Genomic DNA, 19,029 nt, shown 5'->3' on the forward strand with positions numbered 1-19,029 from the left:
GGGGTGAAATTAGATGAAGATAGCAATAGATGGAATGGGTGGAGATAATGCACCTATGGCTGTTGTAGAAGGCGTTGTAGAGGCTTTAAAAGAGCATAATGACATGGAAATCTATATAACAGGACCAAAAGATAAAATAGAAGCAGAATTTAATAAGCATACTTATCCAAAGGATAAGGTAACTATAGTAGATGCTAGTGAAGTTATAAGCACTAATGAACATCCAGTTATGGCACTTAGAAGAAAAAAGGATTCAAGTATAGTAAAGGCTTTAAATTTAGTTAAATCTGGAGAATGTGAAGGTATTATATCAGCAGGAAGTACCGGAGCATTTTTAGCTGGTTGTACTCTTATTGTTGGAAGAATAAAAGGAGTAGAGCGACCATCTCTTGCACCTATTATGCCAGGTAGAAGAGGAAGCTTTATGATAATAGATGCTGGAGCTAATGTTGATTGTAAACCAGGTTATCTTGTTCAATTTGCTAAAATGGGAAAGATATATTATGAAAGTGTCTTTAAGAAAAATAATCCATCAGTTGGATTAATAAATATTGGAGCTGAGGAAGAAAAGGGAAATGAACTTACAAAAGCCACATATAAACTTCTTAAAGAAGAACATATGAATTTTGTTGGAAACGTTGAACCTAGAGATATACCTAGAGGAGATGTAGATGTATTAGTATGTGATGGGTTTGTAGGTAATACTGCACTTAAACTTTATGAAGGTGCTGCTATGAATTTACTTGGAATTATTAAAGATCATATTATGGAAGCTTCAGCATTATCAAAATTAGGTGCAGCTTTACTTAAACCTGTCTTTAAAAAGCTTATGGTTAAGTTTGACTATAAAGAAGTTGGTGGAGCACCATTTTTAGGAGTAGATGGAATATGTATTAAAGCGCATGGAAGCTCAGATGGGAAGGCTTTTAAAAATGCTATAAGACAAACAAAAATATTCCATGAAGGAAAAGTAATAGATAAAATAAAAGCAGAATTAGGACAAAATAATTAAAATTTATTTTGGTAGAATATTGACTGTATATTTAATATATAATATTATCTAAGGGAAGGATTTCAGGAGGTGATAATATGTTTGAAAAGATTCAAGAAATTATAGCAGAGAAATTAAGCGTAGATGCTGATGAAATTACATTAGATTCATCATTCGTTGATGACCTTAATGCAGATTCACTAGACATTGTAGAATTAATAATGGCACTAGAAGATGAATTAGATATGGAAATTCCAGATGAAGACGTTGAGGGATTCAAAACAGTTGGAGATGTTGTAGAATACGTAAAAAACCATGTTGAAGAATAAATAAATCCCGCCTAAAATGCGGGATTTTTATATTTTAAAAGTATATTTTAAAAGAAATAGTTTATTCTTGAATTTGTTTAACTGGAGCAAACTGAAGAATAAACTTAGAGGAGTGTAGAAAAATGAATAAATTAAAATTGAAAGAGTTTCAAAGTGCACTTGGTGTTAAGTTCACTAATCTAAGTTATTTAAAGAAGGCACTTACACATAGTTCCTTTGCAAATCAATATAAAGACACAGAATATAATGAAAGATTAGAATTTTTAGGAGATTCTGTATTACAATTATGTATAACAGAGTACTTATTTAAAAATTATTTAGATAAGGCTGAAGGAGAACTTACAAAGATTAGAAGTCTTATAGTATGTGAGAATTCCTTATTTGAAATAGCTAAGAAGCTTGATCTAGGTAGTTATATTAGAATGAGTAAGGGTGAAGAACTTACTGGAGGAAGAAATAGAACATCAATACAAGCAGATGCTGTGGAGGCGGTTCTAGCTGCTATATATTTAGATAAAGGACTAGAATTTACTAGAGAATTTATATTAAATCAATTTAAAGATATAATAGATAAGGCAATAGAAAATAAAATTATATTAGATTTTAAAACTAAGCTTCAAGAACATCTTCAAAAGAATGGTGAAGTAAACATAGTATATGATCTAGTAAAGTTCGAGGGACCACCTCACAGAAGAAAATTCTTCACTAAAGTACTTATAAATAATGAGTGTATGGGAGAAGGTGAAGGATTCTCTAAAAAAGAAGCAGAACAGGCTTCAGCAAAACAAGCATTAGAGAAGATGGGGGTAATAAATGAGTAAAAACCACTATATTATACCAATATTTGTACCACACGAAGGGTGTCCTCATAACTGTGTATTCTGTAATCAAGACAGAATAACAGGGGTAAAGGATAGAGTAGATGGAGAAAAGGTTAAAAATATTATTGAAGAATATTATGAAACTATACAAAATAAGGAAGCAACTATAGAAGTTTCTTTCTTTGGAGGTACATTTACAGCAATAAGAGAAGAAAAACAAAGAGAGTTACTTGAAGTTGCTAAAAGGTATAAGGAACTTGGAATAGTAAGCAAAATTAGAATGTCTACAAGACCTGATTATATAAATGACTATATATTAAGCTATTTAAAAGATTATAATGTTGATATAATTGAACTTGGAATTCAGTCATTAGATGAAGAAGTATTAATAGCATCTGGAAGAGGACATAGCGTATTAGATGTAATTAATGCATCTAAGCTTATTAAGAAATATGGAATAACATTAGGGCATCAATTAATGCCTGGTCTTCCTAAGTCAAATCCAGAAAAAGATATAAAGAGTGCTATTGACTCAATAAAAATGGAGCCAGATATAGTAAGAATATACCCTTCACTTGTTATTAAAGATACGCCTATGGAAGTTATGTATAAAAGAGGAGAATACTCTCCATATACATTAGATATGGCAGTTGAAGTTAGTAAGAAGATATACAGTATGTTTAATGAAAAAGGTATAAATGTTATTAGGATAGGGCTTCAGCCTACAGAAACAATAAATGAAGGTGGAGATATAATAGATGGACCATTCCATCCTGCCTTTAGAGAACTTGTTGAAAGTAGCTTGATTTTGGATAAGATTAAAGATAAAGTAAGTAGTAAGTCTTTTGAAATCTTAATAAATAATAAGGATGTAAGTAAACTTTATGCCAATAAGAAATCTTATTTTAATAAGTTAAAAGAAGATGGATATAATGTAACTGTAAAAATAACTGATGAAGTTACACGAGGTATAATAATACTTAAAGATGATACAGAAAAGCAAATAAGTATTTAATAAAGCGAGAGGAAACTCTCGTTTTGTTAAATAATTTAAAGAGTTCAATATATACTAAAGTCAGAGGTGATTTATATGAGAAAAAAAACAAGAGAGAAGATGCAAATTGCACTTGCAGTATTTTTAGTTTTAGTATTTTTAATATCCTTAGTACCGATATTTATATAGTGTAGGGAGTGGAATGGTTGTTTTTAAAATCTTTAGAAGTAAGAGGGTTTAAATCCTTCGCTGATAAAACAGAGCTTAAATTTAGGAAAGGGGTTACAGCAGTTGTAGGACCTAATGGCAGTGGGAAAAGTAATATTTCAGATGCAGTAAGATGGGTTCTTGGAGAACAAAGTGTCAAGACACTTAGAGGTGGCAAGATGGAAGATGTAATCTTTGCTGGAACTCAGTACAGAAAACCAGTTGGACTTGCACAGGTTTCTCTTACTTTAGATAATTCGGATGAAGTCCTTTCAACTGATTATAATGAAGTAACTGTAACTAGAAGGATATTTAGATCAGGCGAAACTGAATATCTTATAAATAATAACAAATGTAGACTTAAGGATATAACAAGTCTTTTTATGGATACAGGGATTGGTAAAGAAGGCTATTCACTTATTGGACAAGGTAAAATTGAAGCAATCTTAAGTGGAAGGCCGGAGGATAGAAGAGCACTTCTTGAAGAGGCCGCTGGAATTGTTAAATATAAGTGGAGAAAAAATGAGGCTGAGAAGAAGCTGTCTAATACTGACGAAAATTTGGTTAGAATAAGAGATATCATATCTACTTATGAAGAAAGATTAGAACCTTTAAGAGTAGAAAGAGAAAAAGCTTTAAAATTTAATGATTTATCTGAAGAGCTTAAAGAAAAAGAAGTTTCTTTAATTGTAAGTAATATAAAATTTGTTGAAAATGAACTAAAGGCTTTTAATGAAGAACTAGAAAATAGAGAAAAAGATTTAAATGTTAAAAGAGATGAATTAAAGAATAAAAGGGAAACATTAAAAAGTATAGAAGAAAAGCTTGAAGAACTTGAAAGCAAGACTACTGATAAGAAACTTGAGTACTTTACTAAAAAAGAAGGTATAACAAAAGCTAATAGCGATATTGAATTATTTAATGAAAGAATAAATAATTTAAATAAAAGTATTGAAAAAAATAAATTTGAAGAGTATGGACTTAATAATAAAGTTAAAGATATACATAAAGAAAAAGAAATCTTAGAAAAAGAGTTGTATTTAAAAAAAGAGGAACAAGAAGCTAGGGAAATAGAGATTACTAAGCTTGAAGAAAAAAATAAAAATCTTAGTTTAAAGATAAAGGAATTTGAGTTAGAACTCAAGAAATTAAAAAATAGCGAGTTAGAATTACTTAGAGGAAATTCTTCTATAAAAAATAAGATAACAGAAATAAGTAGTGAAATAAAAAATAAAGAAGAACGAAAAAATAGAATAAAGAGTTCTCTTGAAAGTATTAATAGCAACATAAATCTTAATAAAGCTAGCATAAATGGATTAACTTTAAAAATAGAATCAGAAGAAAAAGAATTTGAAATATTAAGAGAAAAGATTTCTTCAAGTAAACAAATATTATCAAGACTTAATAATAATTTAGTTAAAAAAGAAAATGAATCTAAAGGAGCTAATATAGCTATAAGTAAGCTTGAGGCTAATAAATCTATGCTTGAGGATCTGGAAAATCAATATGAAGGATATAATAGATCTCTTAAAAATTTAATGGACAGGGTATATAAAAAGCTTACTCCTCATACTGAAAATATAAATGTTTTAGGGGAAGTTTTTGATGTTCCTAAGGGATATGAACAGGCTATAGAAACAGCTCTTGGTGGCTCAATTTCAAATGTTATAACGGAGACAGAAAATGTTGCTAAAGATTTAATTGGATATTTAAAAGACAATAAACTCGGAAGAATTACCTTCCTACCTCTTAACATAATAAATGGAAAGAGAATTAGTGTTGATAATAGAGTGAAAGATATAGATGGATATTTAGGTATAGCATCAGAAATAATTGAATTTGATAATAAGTACACTAAGGTTATTGATTATGCTCTTGGAAGAACTTTAATCTGTTCTAATATGGATAGTGCTTTTAAAATTGCAAAGATGATAGGGTACAAGCATAAAATTGTAACTTTAGAAGGTGAAGTCTTAAATGCAGGAGGGGCATTAACTGGAGGTAGTATAAAGGGTAAAACCTCAAATATATTAAGTAGAAAAAGAGAAATTGAAGAAATTGAAAATAGAATTACTTTAGGAAAAGAAAAATTAAAAGAGATATCAAAAGAAATAGAAAAAATAAATAGTGAAAGAAAAATTATAGATGAGTCAATCTTAAATAATACAGATAAAATACATGGAATAAAAATAGAGATAGCCACAAATAAAACTGAGCTATCAAACTTAGAAAATCAAATTAATAAATTAAAAGATACATTAGTATCAGCACAAAATGAAGAATCTAAGATTGAGTCAGATATATCTTCTTTAAAAGAGCGTTTAAATGAACATGAGAGAAACCTTAAAGAATTAGCAAGTGAAAATTCTTTAAATAAAGAAAGAGAAATCGAACTTGAAGATATTTTAAATAGAGAAAAAGCGCACATTGAAAAATGCAATAATGAATTAACAGAGGCTAGAATAAATAGAGCTTCTATAAATGAAGCACTTCAAGGTAAGATTAATGATATCTCAAGAAAAGATATTGAATTAAAAGAAAGTAATTTAAAACTTATAGAAATTCAAAAGGAAAATGAAGATTCTTTAAAGGGTATAGAAAAATCTAAAGAAGATATTGAATCTAGTTTAAATGTAATAAAAGAGAATACTAAGAGATTAGAAGAATTAGAAGATATATTTAAAGAAGATGAAATTAAAAAGGGGTCTCTTAAAGAAGATTTTAAAAAGATTGATAGTTTAATTACTGAAATGAGAGAGATAATAAATAAAGAAGAAGGCGAATTTAATAGAAGAGAGATTCTTAAAGCTAAAAGTGAAATGGAAATAGAAAATCACTTTAAAAAGCTTAATGAAGAGATGGATTTAACTTATGCAGAGGCTCTTGAAATTGCAAAGCCTATTGAAAATATAATGGCCTTTAAGGACAATATAAATTCAATTAAAAGAAGGATATCAGCTTTAGGAACTGTAAATCTTGCAGCTATTTCAGAATATGAAGAAGTTAGTGAAAAGTATGAGTTTATGTCTACGCAAGAGCAAGATTTAGAGAAGGCTAAAGAAGAGCTTATTTCAGTTATAGAAGAAATGACTTTAAAGATGAAAGTAATATTCAAAGATAATTTTAAAATTTTAAATAAAAACTTTGATGAAACATTTAAAGAATTATTTAAAGGTGGAACTGCAGAGCTTATATTGGGGGAAGGTGATGAACTTACAGCTAATATAGAGATAAATGTAATGCCGCCAGGAAAGAAGCTTCAAAACATTAATTTAATGTCTGGTGGAGAAAAAGTATTATCTGCAATAGCTTTACTTTTTGGTATACTTAAAATGAAACCAACTCCTTTCTGTATATTAGATGAAATTGAAGCTGCACTTGATGATGCAAATGTATATAGATATGCAGAATTTTTAAGAAAATTTTCAGAAAAAAATATTCAATTTATAGTAATTACCCATAGAAAAGGAACTATGGAAGTAAGTGATGTTATGTATGGTGTTACAATGGAAGAAAAGGGAGTTTCTAAAGTTGTATCAGTTGATTTAACTAAATAGGTGTAGAAGTGGAGGACTTAAAATGTTTGGAAAATTATTTGATAAGTTAAAAACAGGTTTAACGAAGACTAGGGATGGGTTACAAGATAAAATTAATGAGGCATTGAATTTAGCTGTAACTATTGATGATGATTTATATGAGGAATTAGAGGAAATATTAATAATTTCAGATATAGGTATGGATACAACTGTTGAAATTATAGATAGGTTAAAGGTTAAAATTAGAAAAGAAAAAATAAACGATCCTCAAATGGTAAAACCAGCCCTTAAAGAAGTTATAACTGAAATGCTTCTTGAAGGAGATAATGAAGAGGAATCAAATGGATCAGAAAAAGAAGTTTTACTTGTAATTGGAGTAAATGGAGTTGGTAAAACTACATCAATTGGAAAGCTTGCAGCCAAAAATAAGCAAGAAGGTAAAAAAGTATTACTTGCAGCGGCAGATACATTTAGAGCAGCTGCAATTGATCAGCTTGAAGTATGGAGCGATAGAGCAGAGGTTGATATAGTAAAGCAAAGTGAAGGATCAGATCCAGCTGCAGTTGTTTTTGATGCAGTTCAAGCAGCTAAAGCTAGAAATGTAGATCTTTTAATTTGTGATACAGCTGGAAGACTTCATAACAAGAAAAATTTAATGAATGAACTTTCAAAGATAAATAGAATCATAGATAGAGAATATGGGGAAGCTAAGAAGCAAACACTTCTTGTTTTAGATGGCACAACAGGACAAAATGCGGTAATTCAAGCTAAACAGTTTATGGAGGCGTGTCCTATAGATGGAATAATATTAACAAAATTAGATGGTACTGCAAAAGGTGGAGTTGTTATATCTATAAAGCAATCTCTTAACATACCAGTTAAGTATATTGGTGTTGGAGAAGGTATTGATGATCTTCAAAAATTTGATGCAGAAAGTTTTGCTGAAGCATTATTTTAAAAAAAATTAAGGTGTTAAGTAAAAATACTTGACACCTTAAAATATATCTGTTATTATCTCTTTTGTGGGTAAGGTGATTATATGATGGAAGATAGGGTTGAGATTTCATTATTGATGGATTTTTACAAACCATTACTAACTGAAAAGCAAAAAAATATTATGGAATTATATTTTGAGGATGACTTATCCTTAGCTGAAATTGCTGAATTAAACAACACAAGTCGTCAAGCAATCCATGATTTGCTTAAAAGATGTTATAAGCAACTTTTAACCTATGAAGAAAAGTTAGGCTTACTTCAAAAGAGTATAAATCGAGAAGAAAAAATTATAAAACTTCTAAAAAACTTTAAAGAAAAGTATTCTATTTATAATAAAGAATATGATATGCTAAAGAAAGAACTAGAAGATTTATAACATTAGGAGGTTTAATATGGCTTTTGAGGGATTATCAGAAAAGCTTCAAAATACCTTTAAAAAATTAAAGGGAAAAGGAAAGCTTAATGAAAAAGATATTAAAGAAGCTATGAGGGAAGTAAAACTTGCTTTACTAGAAGCAGATGTTAACTATAAAGTAGTAAAAAAGTTTGTTAAGAGTGTTAGTGAAAAATGCGTTGGTAGTAATGTATTAGAAAGCTTGACACCAGGGCAACAAGTTATTAAAATAGTTAACGATGAACTTACTGAACTTATGGGAGGAAGCGAAAGTAAAATAAATTATTCAAGTAGTGGTACTACAGTAATAATGCTTGTAGGACTTCAAGGAGCTGGTAAAACTACAATGTGTGGTAAGCTAGCATTAAACCTTAGACAGAATAATAAAAAACCGCTTCTTGTAGCATGTGATATTTACAGACCTGCGGCTATAAAACAATTAGAAGTTGTAGGAAAGCAAATAGACATACCTGTATTCTCTATGGGAGATAAAGAAAAAGCAGTTAATATTGCTAAAGCAGGTATAAAATATGCAAAAGACAATGGAAATAACGTAGTTATTATAGATACAGCCGGAAGATTACATATCGATGAAGGTTTAATGCAAGAATTAAAAGATGTAAAGGAAGTTGTAAATCCTTCAGAGATTTTACTTGTAGTAGATTCAATGACAGGTCAAGATGCAGTAAATGTTGCAGAAAGTTTTAATAATGAGCTTGATGTATCAGGGGTTATCTTAACTAAGCTTGATGGTGATACTAGAGGTGGTGCTGCACTTTCAATCAGATCAATTACTGAAAAGCCAATAAAGTTTGTTGGTATAGGTGAAAAGATGAATGATTTTGAAGTGTTCCATCCAGATAGAATGGCCTCAAGAATACTTGGAATGGGAGATGTATTATCTCTAATTGAGAAAGCTCAGTCTGCAATAGACGAAGATGAAGCAGCAGATTTTACAAAGAAGATGATGAGCCAAGGTCTTAATTTTGAAGATTATTTAACAGCAATGGAACAAATGAAAAAACTTGGACCATTGAACAAGTTAATGGAGATGATTCCAGGAGTTAATGCAAAAGAATTACAAGGCGTTGATTTTGATCAAGGTCAAAAACAGATGGAAAAGGTTAGAGCCATAATTCTTTCAATGACTTTAAAAGAAAGAAGAAATCCATCACTTGTAATTAGTAATTCTTCAAGAAAAAAAAGAATTGCAAAGGGATCAGGTTCAACAATACAAGAAGTTAATAAACTTATTAAAGGATTTGAAATGATGAAAAAGCAAATGAAGCAAATGAAATCACTTCAAAAGGGAGGCAAAAAAGGTCTTCTAGGTAAATTGCCTTTTATGAGTTAATATATAATTATACTTTAAAGGAGGTGAAATTAACATGGCAGTAAAGATTAGATTAAGAAGAATGGGAGCTAAGAAAGCACCTTTCTACAGAGTAGTTGTTGCTGATTCAAGAAGCCCAAGAGATGGTAGATTCATCGAAGAAATCGGATTCTACAATCCAGTTTCAGAACCAGCTGAAATAAAAATCAACGAAGAAAAAGCTAACAAATGGCTACAAAATGGTGCACAACCAACAGAAGTAGTTAAAAAGCTTTTCGTAAAGGCAGGCCTAAACAAGTAATTTTAGGAGGTGAATACTGCACCTAGTACATACACTATATGCAGGACACTTATGAAAGAATTAGTTGAAATAATAGCTAAGTCTCTTGTGGATAAGCCCGATGAAGTTAAAGTAAATGAAATTGCAGGTGAGCAATCAATTATACTAGAACTTAGGGTTGCGCCAGAAGATATGGGCAAAGTTATTGGAAAACAGGGAAGAATAGCAAAAGCTATTAGAACCGTAGTAAAGGCTGCAGCAATAAAAGAAGAAAAAAGAGTAGTAGTTGAAATTATCTAAAGAGTTAGGCCTGTCCTAACTCTTTTTATATAATATAAGGATAAATATTTAATTCTTTGATAATTATAAAAAAGAGGTGAAAGCTAATGGGAGAATTTTTTAGAGTAGGTAAAATAGTAAATACCCATGGATTAAAAGGTGAAGTTAAAGTTATGGCAACAACTTCTGATGTTAATAACTTTAAAAGATATGGAACTGTTTTTATAAACGGAGTTGAAAGAACTATTGAAGGTGTTAAATTCCAAAAAGATAGAGTAATCTTAAAGATAGAAGGAATAAATTCAATTGATGAAGCTGAAACATATAAAACTAAAATAATAGAAGTTCCTAGAGAAAGAGAACCAGAGCTTCCAGAGGATACTTTTTATGTTACAGATCTTATAGGTATACATGTATTTGATACTGAAGGTAAGGATCTTGGAGCTATATATGATGTTATAGAAACGAAAAATAATGATGTATATTGGATTAGAGAACCTAAAGAATTACTAATCCCTGTACTTAAGACAATTGTTTTAGATATAGATTTAGATAATGAGAAGATTGTTATAAGACCAGTAGGAGAATGGCAAGATGAAGATTAGTGTTTTAACGCTTTTCCCAGATATGTTTTCTATATTTAATCATAGCATTATAGGTAAAGCACAAGAAAAAGGATTAGTTAATATAGAGTGTCTTAATATAAGAGATTATACAAAGCATAAAAATAAAAAGGTTGATGATTATCCTTATGGTGGTGGTGCTGGTATGGTTATGGCACCACAACCTATTGTAGATGCTATAAGGGAATGTAAAAAAAATAATTCAGGAAAAGTTATCTTTTTAGGGCCAAGAGGAAAACAGTTTAATCATGAACTTTCAAAAGAGCTTGCAAAAGAAGATAACTTAATATTCATATGTGGACATTATGAGGGTATTGATGAAAGAGTATATCAGCATATAGATATGGAAATATCACTTGGAGATTTTATATTAACAGGTGGTGAAATGGCTGCTATTCCTGTAATTGATTCTATTCTTAGATTAAAACCAGGAGTACTTGGAAAAGAAGAAAGTTTTATGGATGAATCATTCTCTAATGGACTTTTAGAATATCCCCAATATACAAGACCTGAGGAATTTGAAGGAGTTAAGGTTCCGGAAGTATTACTTTCAGGGCATCACGAGAATATAAGAAAATGGAGAAGAAAAGAGTCATTAATAGCAACAAGAGAAAGAAGAAAAGATTTATTTGATAAAATAGAACTTACAAAAGAAGACAAAAAGATATTAAAAGAGCATAATAAATAAAATGTTGCAATAAATGATATTTTATGCTAGAATATGCTTTGTGCTAGTACGGGCGTTCCTCTTTTGGATTATAGCTCCGGAAAGAACGTCACAATTTACTTATTAGGAGGGAATGCACAATGAACGAAATTTTAAGAGCAATAGAACAAGAACAAATCAGAAACGATTTACCAAGCTTCAACGTTGGGGACAACATAAAAGTTCACCAATTAATCAAAGAAGGTAACAGAGAAAGAGTTCAAGTATTTGAAGGAACTGTTATCAAGAAACAAAATGGTGGTTTAAGAGAAACTTTCACTGTAAGAAGATTAGCTTATGGAACAGGTGTTGAAAAGACTTTCCCAATGAATGCTCCAATGATCCAAAAGATCGAAGTTACAAGAAGAGGTAAAGTAAGAAGAGCTAAGTTATTCTACTTAAGAGACAGAGTAGGTAAGGCTGCTAAGGTTAAAGAATTATTAAGATAGTTAACCATAAAGAAGAGGCTTAGAATTAAGTCTCTTTTTTTCTATAGATAAAAACAATTAAATATGTAAGGAGGAATTTTTATGGCAATTAACTGGTTTCCGGGGCATATGAAGAAGACTCAAAGGGAAATTAAAGAGAATTTAAAACTTGTAGATGCTGTTATAGAAATTAGAGATGCTAGAATTCCAGCAAGTTCTGCAAATCCAGATATAGATAAATTAGTAGGAGATAAGCCAAGATTAATACTTTTAAATAAAAGTGATTTAACAGAAGCTAAAGTTACTAAGGAATGGATAAAACATCTAACTAAAGATAATGTTATGGCTATGGAAGTAAACTGTTTAAAAGGAAGTGGACTTCAAAAAATAAAGCCTGCACTTAATGAGCTATTAAAAGAAAAGCATGAAAGACTTAAAGGTAAGGGATTAAAGGTGATCATGACAAGAGTTATGGTTGTAGGAATACCTAATGTAGGAAAGTCTACATTTATAAATAAGATGGCTAAAAATAATATAGCGCAAACAGGGGATAGACCAGGAGTAACTAAGAGTAAGAGATGGATAAAAACAGCGATGGATATAGAAATGCTTGATACCCCAGGAGTTTTATGGCCTAAGTTTAAAGATGATGAAACAGCATTAAATCTTGCATTTACAGGGGCGATAAGAGATGAAATAATGGATATAGAAGATTTAGCCTATAGATTAATTGAAAGGCTTCAAGAGTTCTATCCTGACAACTTAATAGAAAGATATAAGATAGATACTGTATATGATAATCCACTTGAAACTATGGATGCTATAGCTATAAAAAGAGGAGCTATAATGAAAGGTAGAGAAATAGATTATAATAGAATATCTGTTATTATATTAGATGAATTTAGAGGCGGGAAAATAGGTAATATTTCATTAGAAAGACCTTAATTTATCAAATTGGAGGGGTTTTATGAAACTTCTAGATAGTGACTTGAGCACTATGAGTTATAAAAGTATAAAAGAAGAGTTTGATAGTCTTAATCTTGATTTTAAGAGTGATTATGCTGTAGCTTTAAGTGAAATACTTTTAAATGATAAAAGAAAGAATGTTAATAGTCTTGGAAGCAAGATATTAAAAGAGAAGCAGAAGCTTAAAGATGAAGAAATTAGAGTAAAGAAGATGTATGACTTTGATAGAGGATTTGCTAAAGGAAGGCTTCTAGCTGGAGTTGACGAAGTTGGAAGAGGACCTCTTGCAGGACCTATAGTGTCAGCAGCAGTAATACTCGATTTAGATTTAATTGATGATGAGATGATTTTTTATTTAAATGATTCAAAAAAATTATCAGAGAAAAAGAGAGAAGAACTTTCTTTAATAATAAAAGAAAAAGCGATAGCTTACTGTATTAGTGAATGCTCTAATGATGAAATAGATGAAAAAGGCGTAGGAGTATGCAATAATGAAGTTTTCCTTAAAGCAATACATGGCTTAGATAAGAGAGCGGATATTGTTTTATCTGATGGTTATACTGTTAAAGGTATAGACAGAGAAAATAAGTCAGTCATAAAAGGTGATACAAAAAGTGCATCAATTGCTGCAGCTTCAATTATAGCTAAAGTATATAGAGATAATTTGATGAAGGAACTTGGAAAAGTTTATCCAGAATACGACTTTGAACATAATGTAGGGTATGGAGCTTCAAAACATGTTGAAGCAATAAAAGAATATGGTGCGACGCCTATTCATAGAATGAGTTTTTTAAGAAACATATTATAAAAAGTAGTAATAGCTAAAAAGGCTATTACTACTTTTTTTTATTTTATCTAAAGGCGTCTTTAGTATGAATTATATTATTAGTACTATCTTTATGATTTAAATACACTTCTATAATATCAAATCTTACAAAATAATCATTAAATTTATTATTAAGTAGAAAATATTTTGTTAATTTTTTTATATTTTGGATTTTACTTTGGCTGATTGCTTCAATCCCTCTCCCAAACTTAATATCATATCTACTTTTTACTTCTACAAAGCATAAGATATCATTTTTTAAACAAATTATATCTATCTCACCAAATCTATTAGAATAATTTCTATCTAGGATTATATAATCTTTACTACATAAATAATTTGAAGCAAGGTCTTCTCCATAATAACCAATATATTTATTATATTTTTTCATTTAAAACACCTCTCTAATTATGATTATTGACAATTAAAAGGATTCTTATCGCTATAAGAATATTTGATTAAAAATATTTTTTAGTGTTAATACTCCTTTATGAGGTGAGGTAGATGGCAATAAATATAAAAAGTGCAACTAATATTGGAATAAATAGCTTTATAATAAATGTTGAAGTTGATATATCAAAGGGACTTCCAGCGTTTAATATAGTTGGGCTCGCAGATACATCAGTTAGAGAGGCAAAAGAGAGGGTTAGAACTGCTATTGTTAATTCAGGATTTGAATTTCCTTTAGGGAGAATAGTGATAAATTTAGCACCGGCAGATATTAAGAAAATAGGAACGTTACTAGATTTACCTATTGCAATAGGGATACTTATAGAATCAAATCAAATTCAGAAAAAGGATTTAGATAAATATTTAATTATAGGTGAACTATCATTAAATGGAGAACTTAAAAGAACTAGAGGAATAACACCGATTATAATTAAAGGAATTGAAGAAGATATCGAAAACTTTATTATACCAAGAGAAAATATAGATGAAGCTATTGAGGTATCAAAAGGAAATGTATATGCGATGACTTCTTTAAAGGAATCTGTAGATTATGTAAATTGTGAGGATATGTTGCCGTTAGATTTTGGTGAGTATAAAGAAGAAAAAAATGTCGAATGGGAAAATAATTTTAATTCTATAATTGGACAATATTCATCAAAGAGAGCGATGGAAATTGCAGCTGCTGGTAGACATAACATTTTATTATATGGAAATCCAGGTTCAGGTAAGACTATGCTTGCAAAAGCATTTAATTCAATACTTCCGCCCCTTACTGAAGAAGAAAAAATTGAAATTGCAAAGATATATTCAATATGTGGGATGATTGACACATATAAAAATATAAGAATACCATTTAGAGAGCCACATCATACAATTTCAAAAGTTGCATTAGTTGGTGGAGGGCGAGATATTAAACCAGGAGAAATTACTTTAGCTCATAATGGAGTTCTTTATTTGGATGAAATTTTAGAATTCAAGAAGGAAGTGCTAGAGGTGCTAAGGATTCCTTTGGAAGAAGGAGTAATTAGAGTGGATAGAATAAATGAAAGAGTTGAAATGCCAAGTAAATTTCAGCTTATAGCTTCTTTTAATCCATGTCCATGTGGTAAAAAATCTATAATTCCTGGAGAATATGATAAATGCGAATGTAGTGAAAATGAAATACGAAGATATCAAAAGAGATTATCAAAGCCGTTAAAAGATAGAATTGATATATTTAATTATGTTCCTTCATTGAAATTTGAGGAGTTAAAAAAGAAAAAATTAGAGGATGAAACTAAAAATATTAAGGAAAGAGTTTTGAAGGCTAGAGAAATACAGAAAGAGAGATTAAAGGATACTTCTTATAAGTTTAATTCAGATATAAGAGGGAAAGATATATTTAATTTATGCAAGATATCTAGAGAAGGAAAAGAAATTTTAGAAAATTATTTTAAAATTAACAATCCTTCTTTAAGAGGATATGGGAAAGTTATAAAGGTGGCTCAAACTATAGCAGATTTGGAGCTTCAGGAAGTAATAAAAAGAGAACATATTATAGAAGCAATTAATTATAGAAAAGATGTAAATGGAGAAATTATATAATAAGAGGTGGACAAATGGAAAAATATATATTATGGTTAATGATGTTAGAATGTACAAACATGCAAAAAATAAAATTAATCAGTATTTTCTCTAATGAGAAGAATATATTTGATAATTTTGATGAAATAATAAAAACATATTTAAAAAGTTATAAAAATTTTGTAAATTATGATAAAGAAAAAGAATTAGAAAAAGTTACTCTTATCGAGAAAAGGTTAAGAAGTGAAAACATAAGTTTTATAACTATAAAAAGTAATAAGTATCCAGAAAATTTAAAAAACATCCAAGAACCGCCTTATGTATTATTTTATATAGGAAATATAGATTTATTAAGTAAGAGAAAGGTTGGGATTGTAGGATCTAGAAAGAATAGCGTTTATGGAGAAAGATCTACTAGAGTTATAACTAAAGAACTAGTTAAGAATGACATATGTATCGTAAGTGGTGGTGCATTAGGGATTGATGCTATAGCACATGATGAATGTCTAAAAAATCAAGGTGATACAATTGCAATATTAGGATCTGGGCTAGACATTTATTATCCATATAAGAATAAAGCTCTATTTAATAAAATTAGAGAAAAAGGTCTCATTATTTCAGAGTTTTTACCAGGCACTAAGCCTTATGCATATAATTTTCCAAGAAGGAACAGAATAATTAGTGGATTATCAGAAGCTATAGTAGTTACAGAAGCAACGAAGAAGAGTGGGTCATTAATAACTGTTACATGCGCATTAGAGCAAGGTAAAGATGTTTTAGTTGTACCACAATCAATTTTTTCAAGTGGTGGATACGGTGCAAACCTTTTAATAAGAGATGGTGCGTATATTTATACATCAATTGAAGATATTTATTTGCTTTTACATATAGATAAGAGTAAGGTAAAAGAAGAGAATAATGATATGGTTCATAGTAATATTTTGAAAATTATAGAGAGTGAACCAATGCATATTGATGATATATTTACAAAGTCACAGGTTGACAGAAATACTTTATATGGTTTATTATTTGAACTGCAAATTAAAAATGAAATATTAAGTCTACCTGGCAATTATTATGTCAGAGTAACATAAGTTTAAGGGGGTGAATAACTCCAGTAGTATTAGTGGAGTTAGTTATGGGCCAAAAATTAGTAATAGTAGAATCACCAGCAAAGGCAAAAACAATAGGAAAATATTTAGGAAAGAATTATATTGTTGAAGCGTCAATGGGGCATATAAGAGATTTACCTAAAAGTAAATTAGGTGTTGATATAGATAATGATTTTGAACCAAAGTATATAACAATAAGAGGTAAGGGAGATCTTCTTAAGACATTAAGAAAAGCTGCAAAGAAGGCGGATAAAGTTTATCTTGCAACTGACCCCGATCGTGAAGGAGAAGCAATATCATGGCATTTAGCAAATCTTCTAAATATAGAAGAAGGAGAAGAATGTAGGATTGTATTTAATGAAATAACGAAAACTGCCGTTAAAAATTCTATAAAAAATGCTAGACAGATAAATCAAAATTTAGTTGATGCACAGCAGGCTAGAAGAATTTTAGATAGATTAGTTGGTTATGAAATAAGTCCAATTCTTTGGAAAAATGTAAAATGGGGCTTAAGTGCAGGTAGAGTACAATCAGCAGCGCTTAAACTTATATGTGAAAGAGAAGAAGAAATAAAAAAATTCATTCCAGAAGAATATTGGACGGTTGACTGTGAATTAAAAAAAGGAAGAAAAAAATTTCCTATAAAGCTATCAACATATAAAAATAAAAAGATAGAATTAAAAACAGAAGATGAAACAAATAAGGTTATAAATTCAATAGACAAAGATAATTTCGTTATTAAGTCAATAAAAAAAGGAAGTAAACTAAAAAATCCTATGGCTCCTTTTACAACTAGTACACTTCAACAAGAGGCAAGTAAGAAACTTAACTTTATGACAAAGAAAACAATGTCAGTAGCTCAAGGGCTATATGAAGGTGTGGAAGTTAAAGGACATGGAACTGTAGGTCTTATCACTTACATGAGAACGGATTCTATGAGAATATCACAAGAAGCGCAAGAAAGTGCAAAAAACTTTATATTAAACAACTATGGAGAAAGTTATCTACCAAAAGAAACTAGAATATATAAAGGAAAGAAAAATATTCAAGATGCCCATGAAGCTATAAGACCAACGAATATAGAAATAACACCAGAAGTTGCAAAAGCGAACTTAACAAATGAACAGTATAAGCTTTATACACTTATATGGAAGAGATTTGTATCTTCTCAAATGGCATCATGCATTTTAAATACTAATTCAATTGATATATTAAATGGAGATTATAAATTTAAGGCTAGTGGATCTACAATTCAATTTGATGGATTCATGAAGATATATGAATATGCAATTAGTGATGAGGACGATAATTCATTACCAGAGCTTGAAGAAGGAGAAGTATTAAATTCAGCTTCCCTTGAAGGAAAGCAACATTTTACTCAACCTCCTGCAAGGTATACAGAAGCATCATTTGTTAAACTTTTAGAAGAAAAAGGTATAGGAAGACCAAGTACTTATGTTCCTACAATTTCTACATTATTAAGTAGAGATTATGTAAATAGAGAAAAGAAAAATCTAATACCAACAGAACTTGGATTTATAGTAAATAATATAATTTGTGAATACTTTAAACAAATAGCAGATGTAGATTTTACAGCTAGTATGGAAAGGAACTTAGACCATATTGAAGAAGGTGAAATACAATGGAAGTCTGTTGTAGGTGAATTCTTCGATCCACTAAAACATTCACTAGAAAAAGCAGAAAAGGAAATGGCTAAAGTTGTAATAGAAGATGAAGTAAGTGATGTTCCTTGTGATAAATGTGGTAGAATGATGGTCATAAAAAAAGGACGATATGGAAAGTTCTTAGCATGTCCTGGTTACCCTGAATGTAAAAATGCTAAGCCTATAGTTGAAGAAATAAAAGCACCTTGTCCAAAGTGTGGGAGAAAAGTATTAGCAAAGAGAAGTAAAAAAGGTAAGAGATTCTATGGATGTTCAGGTTATCCAGAATGTGATTTTGTAAGTTGGAATGAACCTGTTGAAAAGAAATGTCCAGAATGTAATTCATATATGGTTAAGAAATATTCGAAAAAATCTGGAGATTATATTCAATGTTCAAATAGCGAATGTAAGTATAAAGAAGAAATAAAGAGTGAGAAGCAAGAAGATAAAGAATAAAGTAGGTAATTATGATATAATGATGCATTAAAGAATCCTTTTGTCGAAAAAAATAATAATATTGTTGAAATAGAG

At 29.8% G+C, this 19,029-nt stretch carries 19 protein-coding genes; 18 read left to right on the forward strand and 1 reads right to left on the reverse strand.

The annotated features are described in order from the left end of the window. Window positions 1-13: 13 nt before the first annotated feature. The 15 genes from plsX (at window position 14) to JOC62_RS10730 (ending at window position 13,691) form a co-directional block, all read left to right on the forward strand. Complete coding sequence (gene plsX, locus JOC62_RS10660; RefSeq protein ID WP_204595257.1) at window positions 14-1,012, forward strand: phosphate acyltransferase PlsX; 999 nt, start codon at window positions 14-16, stop codon at window positions 1,010-1,012. A gap of 77 nt (window positions 1,013-1,089) precedes the next feature. Beyond that, window positions 1,090-1,320 carry an acyl carrier protein gene (gene acpP, locus JOC62_RS10665; RefSeq protein WP_204595258.1) on the forward strand — a complete coding sequence of 77 codons (231 nt, stop codon included), beginning with the start codon at window positions 1,090-1,092 and terminating at the stop codon, window positions 1,318-1,320. Between the two features lie 122 nt (window positions 1,321-1,442). Further along, window positions 1,443-2,141: a ribonuclease III gene (gene rnc / locus JOC62_RS10670; RefSeq protein ID WP_204595259.1), complete on the forward strand. Its 699-nt coding sequence runs from the start codon at window positions 1,443-1,445 to the stop codon at window positions 2,139-2,141. Further along, window positions 2,134-3,156, forward strand: coding sequence for an elongator complex protein 3 (locus tag JOC62_RS10675; RefSeq protein WP_204595260.1), 1,023 nt, complete (start codon window positions 2,134-2,136; stop codon window positions 3,154-3,156). Before rnc ends, JOC62_RS10675 begins: the two co-directional genes overlap by 8 nt. A gap of 185 nt (window positions 3,157-3,341) precedes the next feature. Further along, window positions 3,342-6,899, forward strand: a complete 3,558-nt coding sequence (gene smc / locus JOC62_RS10680) for a chromosome segregation protein SMC (protein WP_204595261.1) — start codon at window positions 3,342-3,344, stop codon at window positions 6,897-6,899. 22 nt (window positions 6,900-6,921) lie between these two features. Beyond that, a complete protein-coding gene (ftsY, locus tag JOC62_RS10685) occupies window positions 6,922-7,836 on the forward strand; it encodes a signal recognition particle-docking protein FtsY (RefSeq protein WP_204595262.1) in 915 nt (304 codons plus the stop codon). An 84-nt stretch (window positions 7,837-7,920) separates the two neighbouring features. After that, window positions 7,921-8,250 carry a putative DNA-binding protein gene (locus tag JOC62_RS10690; protein ID WP_204595328.1) on the forward strand — a complete coding sequence of 110 codons (330 nt, stop codon included), beginning with the start codon at window positions 7,921-7,923 and terminating at the stop codon, window positions 8,248-8,250. A gap of 16 nt (window positions 8,251-8,266) precedes the next feature. Beyond that, window positions 8,267-9,622, forward strand: a complete 1,356-nt coding sequence (gene ffh / locus JOC62_RS10695; protein WP_204595263.1) for a signal recognition particle protein — start codon at window positions 8,267-8,269, stop codon at window positions 9,620-9,622. Between the two features lie 34 nt (window positions 9,623-9,656). Continuing rightward, on the forward strand, window positions 9,657-9,902 hold the full coding sequence (gene rpsP / locus JOC62_RS10700; RefSeq protein WP_204595264.1) for a 30S ribosomal protein S16: 246 nt from the start codon (window positions 9,657-9,659) through the stop codon (window positions 9,900-9,902). A gap of 51 nt (window positions 9,903-9,953) precedes the next feature. Continuing rightward, complete coding sequence (locus JOC62_RS10705; protein ID WP_204595329.1) at window positions 9,954-10,181, forward strand: KH domain-containing protein; 228 nt, start codon at window positions 9,954-9,956, stop codon at window positions 10,179-10,181. An 86-nt stretch (window positions 10,182-10,267) separates the two neighbouring features. Further along, on the forward strand, window positions 10,268-10,765 hold the full coding sequence (gene rimM, locus JOC62_RS10710) for a ribosome maturation factor RimM (RefSeq protein ID WP_204595265.1): 498 nt from the start codon (window positions 10,268-10,270) through the stop codon (window positions 10,763-10,765). Further along, a complete protein-coding gene (trmD, locus tag JOC62_RS10715) occupies window positions 10,755-11,471 on the forward strand; it encodes a tRNA (guanosine(37)-N1)-methyltransferase TrmD (protein WP_204595266.1) in 717 nt (238 codons plus the stop codon). The genes rimM and trmD overlap by 11 nt, the downstream gene beginning before the upstream one ends. A 119-nt stretch (window positions 11,472-11,590) precedes the next feature. Then, complete coding sequence (rplS, locus tag JOC62_RS10720; protein WP_204595267.1) at window positions 11,591-11,938, forward strand: 50S ribosomal protein L19; 348 nt, start codon at window positions 11,591-11,593, stop codon at window positions 11,936-11,938. Between the two features lie 81 nt (window positions 11,939-12,019). Next, window positions 12,020-12,862, forward strand: coding sequence for a ribosome biogenesis GTPase YlqF (gene ylqF / locus JOC62_RS10725; protein ID WP_204595268.1), 843 nt, complete (start codon window positions 12,020-12,022; stop codon window positions 12,860-12,862). Between the two features lie 22 nt (window positions 12,863-12,884). After that, window positions 12,885-13,691 (forward strand): ribonuclease HII, encoded by an 807-nt coding sequence (locus JOC62_RS10730; RefSeq protein WP_204595269.1) that lies wholly within the window; start codon window positions 12,885-12,887, stop codon window positions 13,689-13,691. A gap of 43 nt (window positions 13,692-13,734) precedes the next feature. Here the strand turns inward: JOC62_RS10730 and JOC62_RS10735 are convergent, their stop codons facing one another. Continuing rightward, window positions 13,735-14,100, reverse strand: coding sequence for a YraN family protein (locus tag JOC62_RS10735; protein WP_204595270.1), 366 nt, complete (start codon window positions 14,098-14,100; stop codon window positions 13,735-13,737). 113 nt (window positions 14,101-14,213) lie between these two features. Here JOC62_RS10735 and JOC62_RS10740 point away from each other — a divergent pair, with 113 nt between their 5' ends. The 3 genes from JOC62_RS10740 to topA are packed head-to-tail and all read left to right on the forward strand — an operon-like array spanning window position 14,214 to window position 18,954. Beyond that, entirely contained in the window at window positions 14,214-15,743 is a 1,530-nt protein-coding gene (locus tag JOC62_RS10740) for a YifB family Mg chelatase-like AAA ATPase (protein ID WP_204595271.1), read from the forward strand. 14 nt (window positions 15,744-15,757) lie between these two features. Continuing rightward, complete coding sequence (gene dprA, locus JOC62_RS10745; RefSeq protein WP_204595272.1) at window positions 15,758-16,816, forward strand: DNA-processing protein DprA; 1,059 nt, start codon at window positions 15,758-15,760, stop codon at window positions 16,814-16,816. Between the two features lie 44 nt (window positions 16,817-16,860). Continuing rightward, window positions 16,861-18,954, forward strand: coding sequence for a type I DNA topoisomerase (gene topA / locus JOC62_RS10750; protein WP_204595273.1), 2,094 nt, complete (start codon window positions 16,861-16,863; stop codon window positions 18,952-18,954). Window positions 18,955-19,029: the final 75 nt, after the last annotated feature.

Source organism: Clostridium sardiniense (assembly GCF_016907995.1).
Classification (GTDB): domain Bacteria; phylum Bacillota; class Clostridia; order Clostridiales; family Clostridiaceae; genus Clostridium; species Clostridium sardiniense.

What these genes read in the sequence shown, in the direction of transcription:
- plsX (WP_204595257.1), top strand. Translation starts at nt 14, where the DNA reads ATGAAGATAGCAATAGATGGAATGGGTGGAGATAATGCACCTATGGCT.
- acpP (WP_204595258.1), top strand. Translation starts at nt 1,090, where the DNA reads ATGTTTGAAAAGATTCAAGAAATTATAGCAGAGAAATTAAGCGTAGAT.
- rnc (WP_204595259.1), top strand. Translation starts at nt 1,443, where the DNA reads ATGAATAAATTAAAATTGAAAGAGTTTCAAAGTGCACTTGGTGTTAAG.
- JOC62_RS10675 (WP_204595260.1), top strand. Translation starts at nt 2,134, where the DNA reads ATGAGTAAAAACCACTATATTATACCAATATTTGTACCACACGAAGGG.
- ftsY (WP_204595262.1), top strand. Translation starts at nt 6,922, where the DNA reads ATGTTTGGAAAATTATTTGATAAGTTAAAAACAGGTTTAACGAAGACT.
- JOC62_RS10690 (WP_204595328.1), top strand. Translation starts at nt 7,921, where the DNA reads ATGGAAGATAGGGTTGAGATTTCATTATTGATGGATTTTTACAAACCA.
- ffh (WP_204595263.1), top strand. Translation starts at nt 8,267, where the DNA reads ATGGCTTTTGAGGGATTATCAGAAAAGCTTCAAAATACCTTTAAAAAA.
- rpsP (WP_204595264.1), top strand. Translation starts at nt 9,657, where the DNA reads ATGGCAGTAAAGATTAGATTAAGAAGAATGGGAGCTAAGAAAGCACCT.
- JOC62_RS10705 (WP_204595329.1), top strand. Translation starts at nt 9,954, where the DNA reads ATGAAAGAATTAGTTGAAATAATAGCTAAGTCTCTTGTGGATAAGCCC.
- rimM (WP_204595265.1), top strand. Translation starts at nt 10,268, where the DNA reads ATGGGAGAATTTTTTAGAGTAGGTAAAATAGTAAATACCCATGGATTA.
- trmD (WP_204595266.1), top strand. Translation starts at nt 10,755, where the DNA reads ATGAAGATTAGTGTTTTAACGCTTTTCCCAGATATGTTTTCTATATTT.
- rplS (WP_204595267.1), top strand. Translation starts at nt 11,591, where the DNA reads ATGAACGAAATTTTAAGAGCAATAGAACAAGAACAAATCAGAAACGAT.
- ylqF (WP_204595268.1), top strand. Translation starts at nt 12,020, where the DNA reads ATGGCAATTAACTGGTTTCCGGGGCATATGAAGAAGACTCAAAGGGAA.
- JOC62_RS10730 (WP_204595269.1), top strand. Translation starts at nt 12,885, where the DNA reads ATGAAACTTCTAGATAGTGACTTGAGCACTATGAGTTATAAAAGTATA.
- JOC62_RS10735 (WP_204595270.1), bottom strand. Translation starts at nt 14,100, where the DNA reads ATGAAAAAATATAATAAATATATTGGTTATTATGGAGAAGACCTTGCT.
- JOC62_RS10740 (WP_204595271.1), top strand. Translation starts at nt 14,214, where the DNA reads ATGGCAATAAATATAAAAAGTGCAACTAATATTGGAATAAATAGCTTT.
- dprA (WP_204595272.1), top strand. Translation starts at nt 15,758, where the DNA reads ATGGAAAAATATATATTATGGTTAATGATGTTAGAATGTACAAACATG.
- topA (WP_204595273.1), top strand. Translation starts at nt 16,861, where the DNA reads ATGGGCCAAAAATTAGTAATAGTAGAATCACCAGCAAAGGCAAAAACA.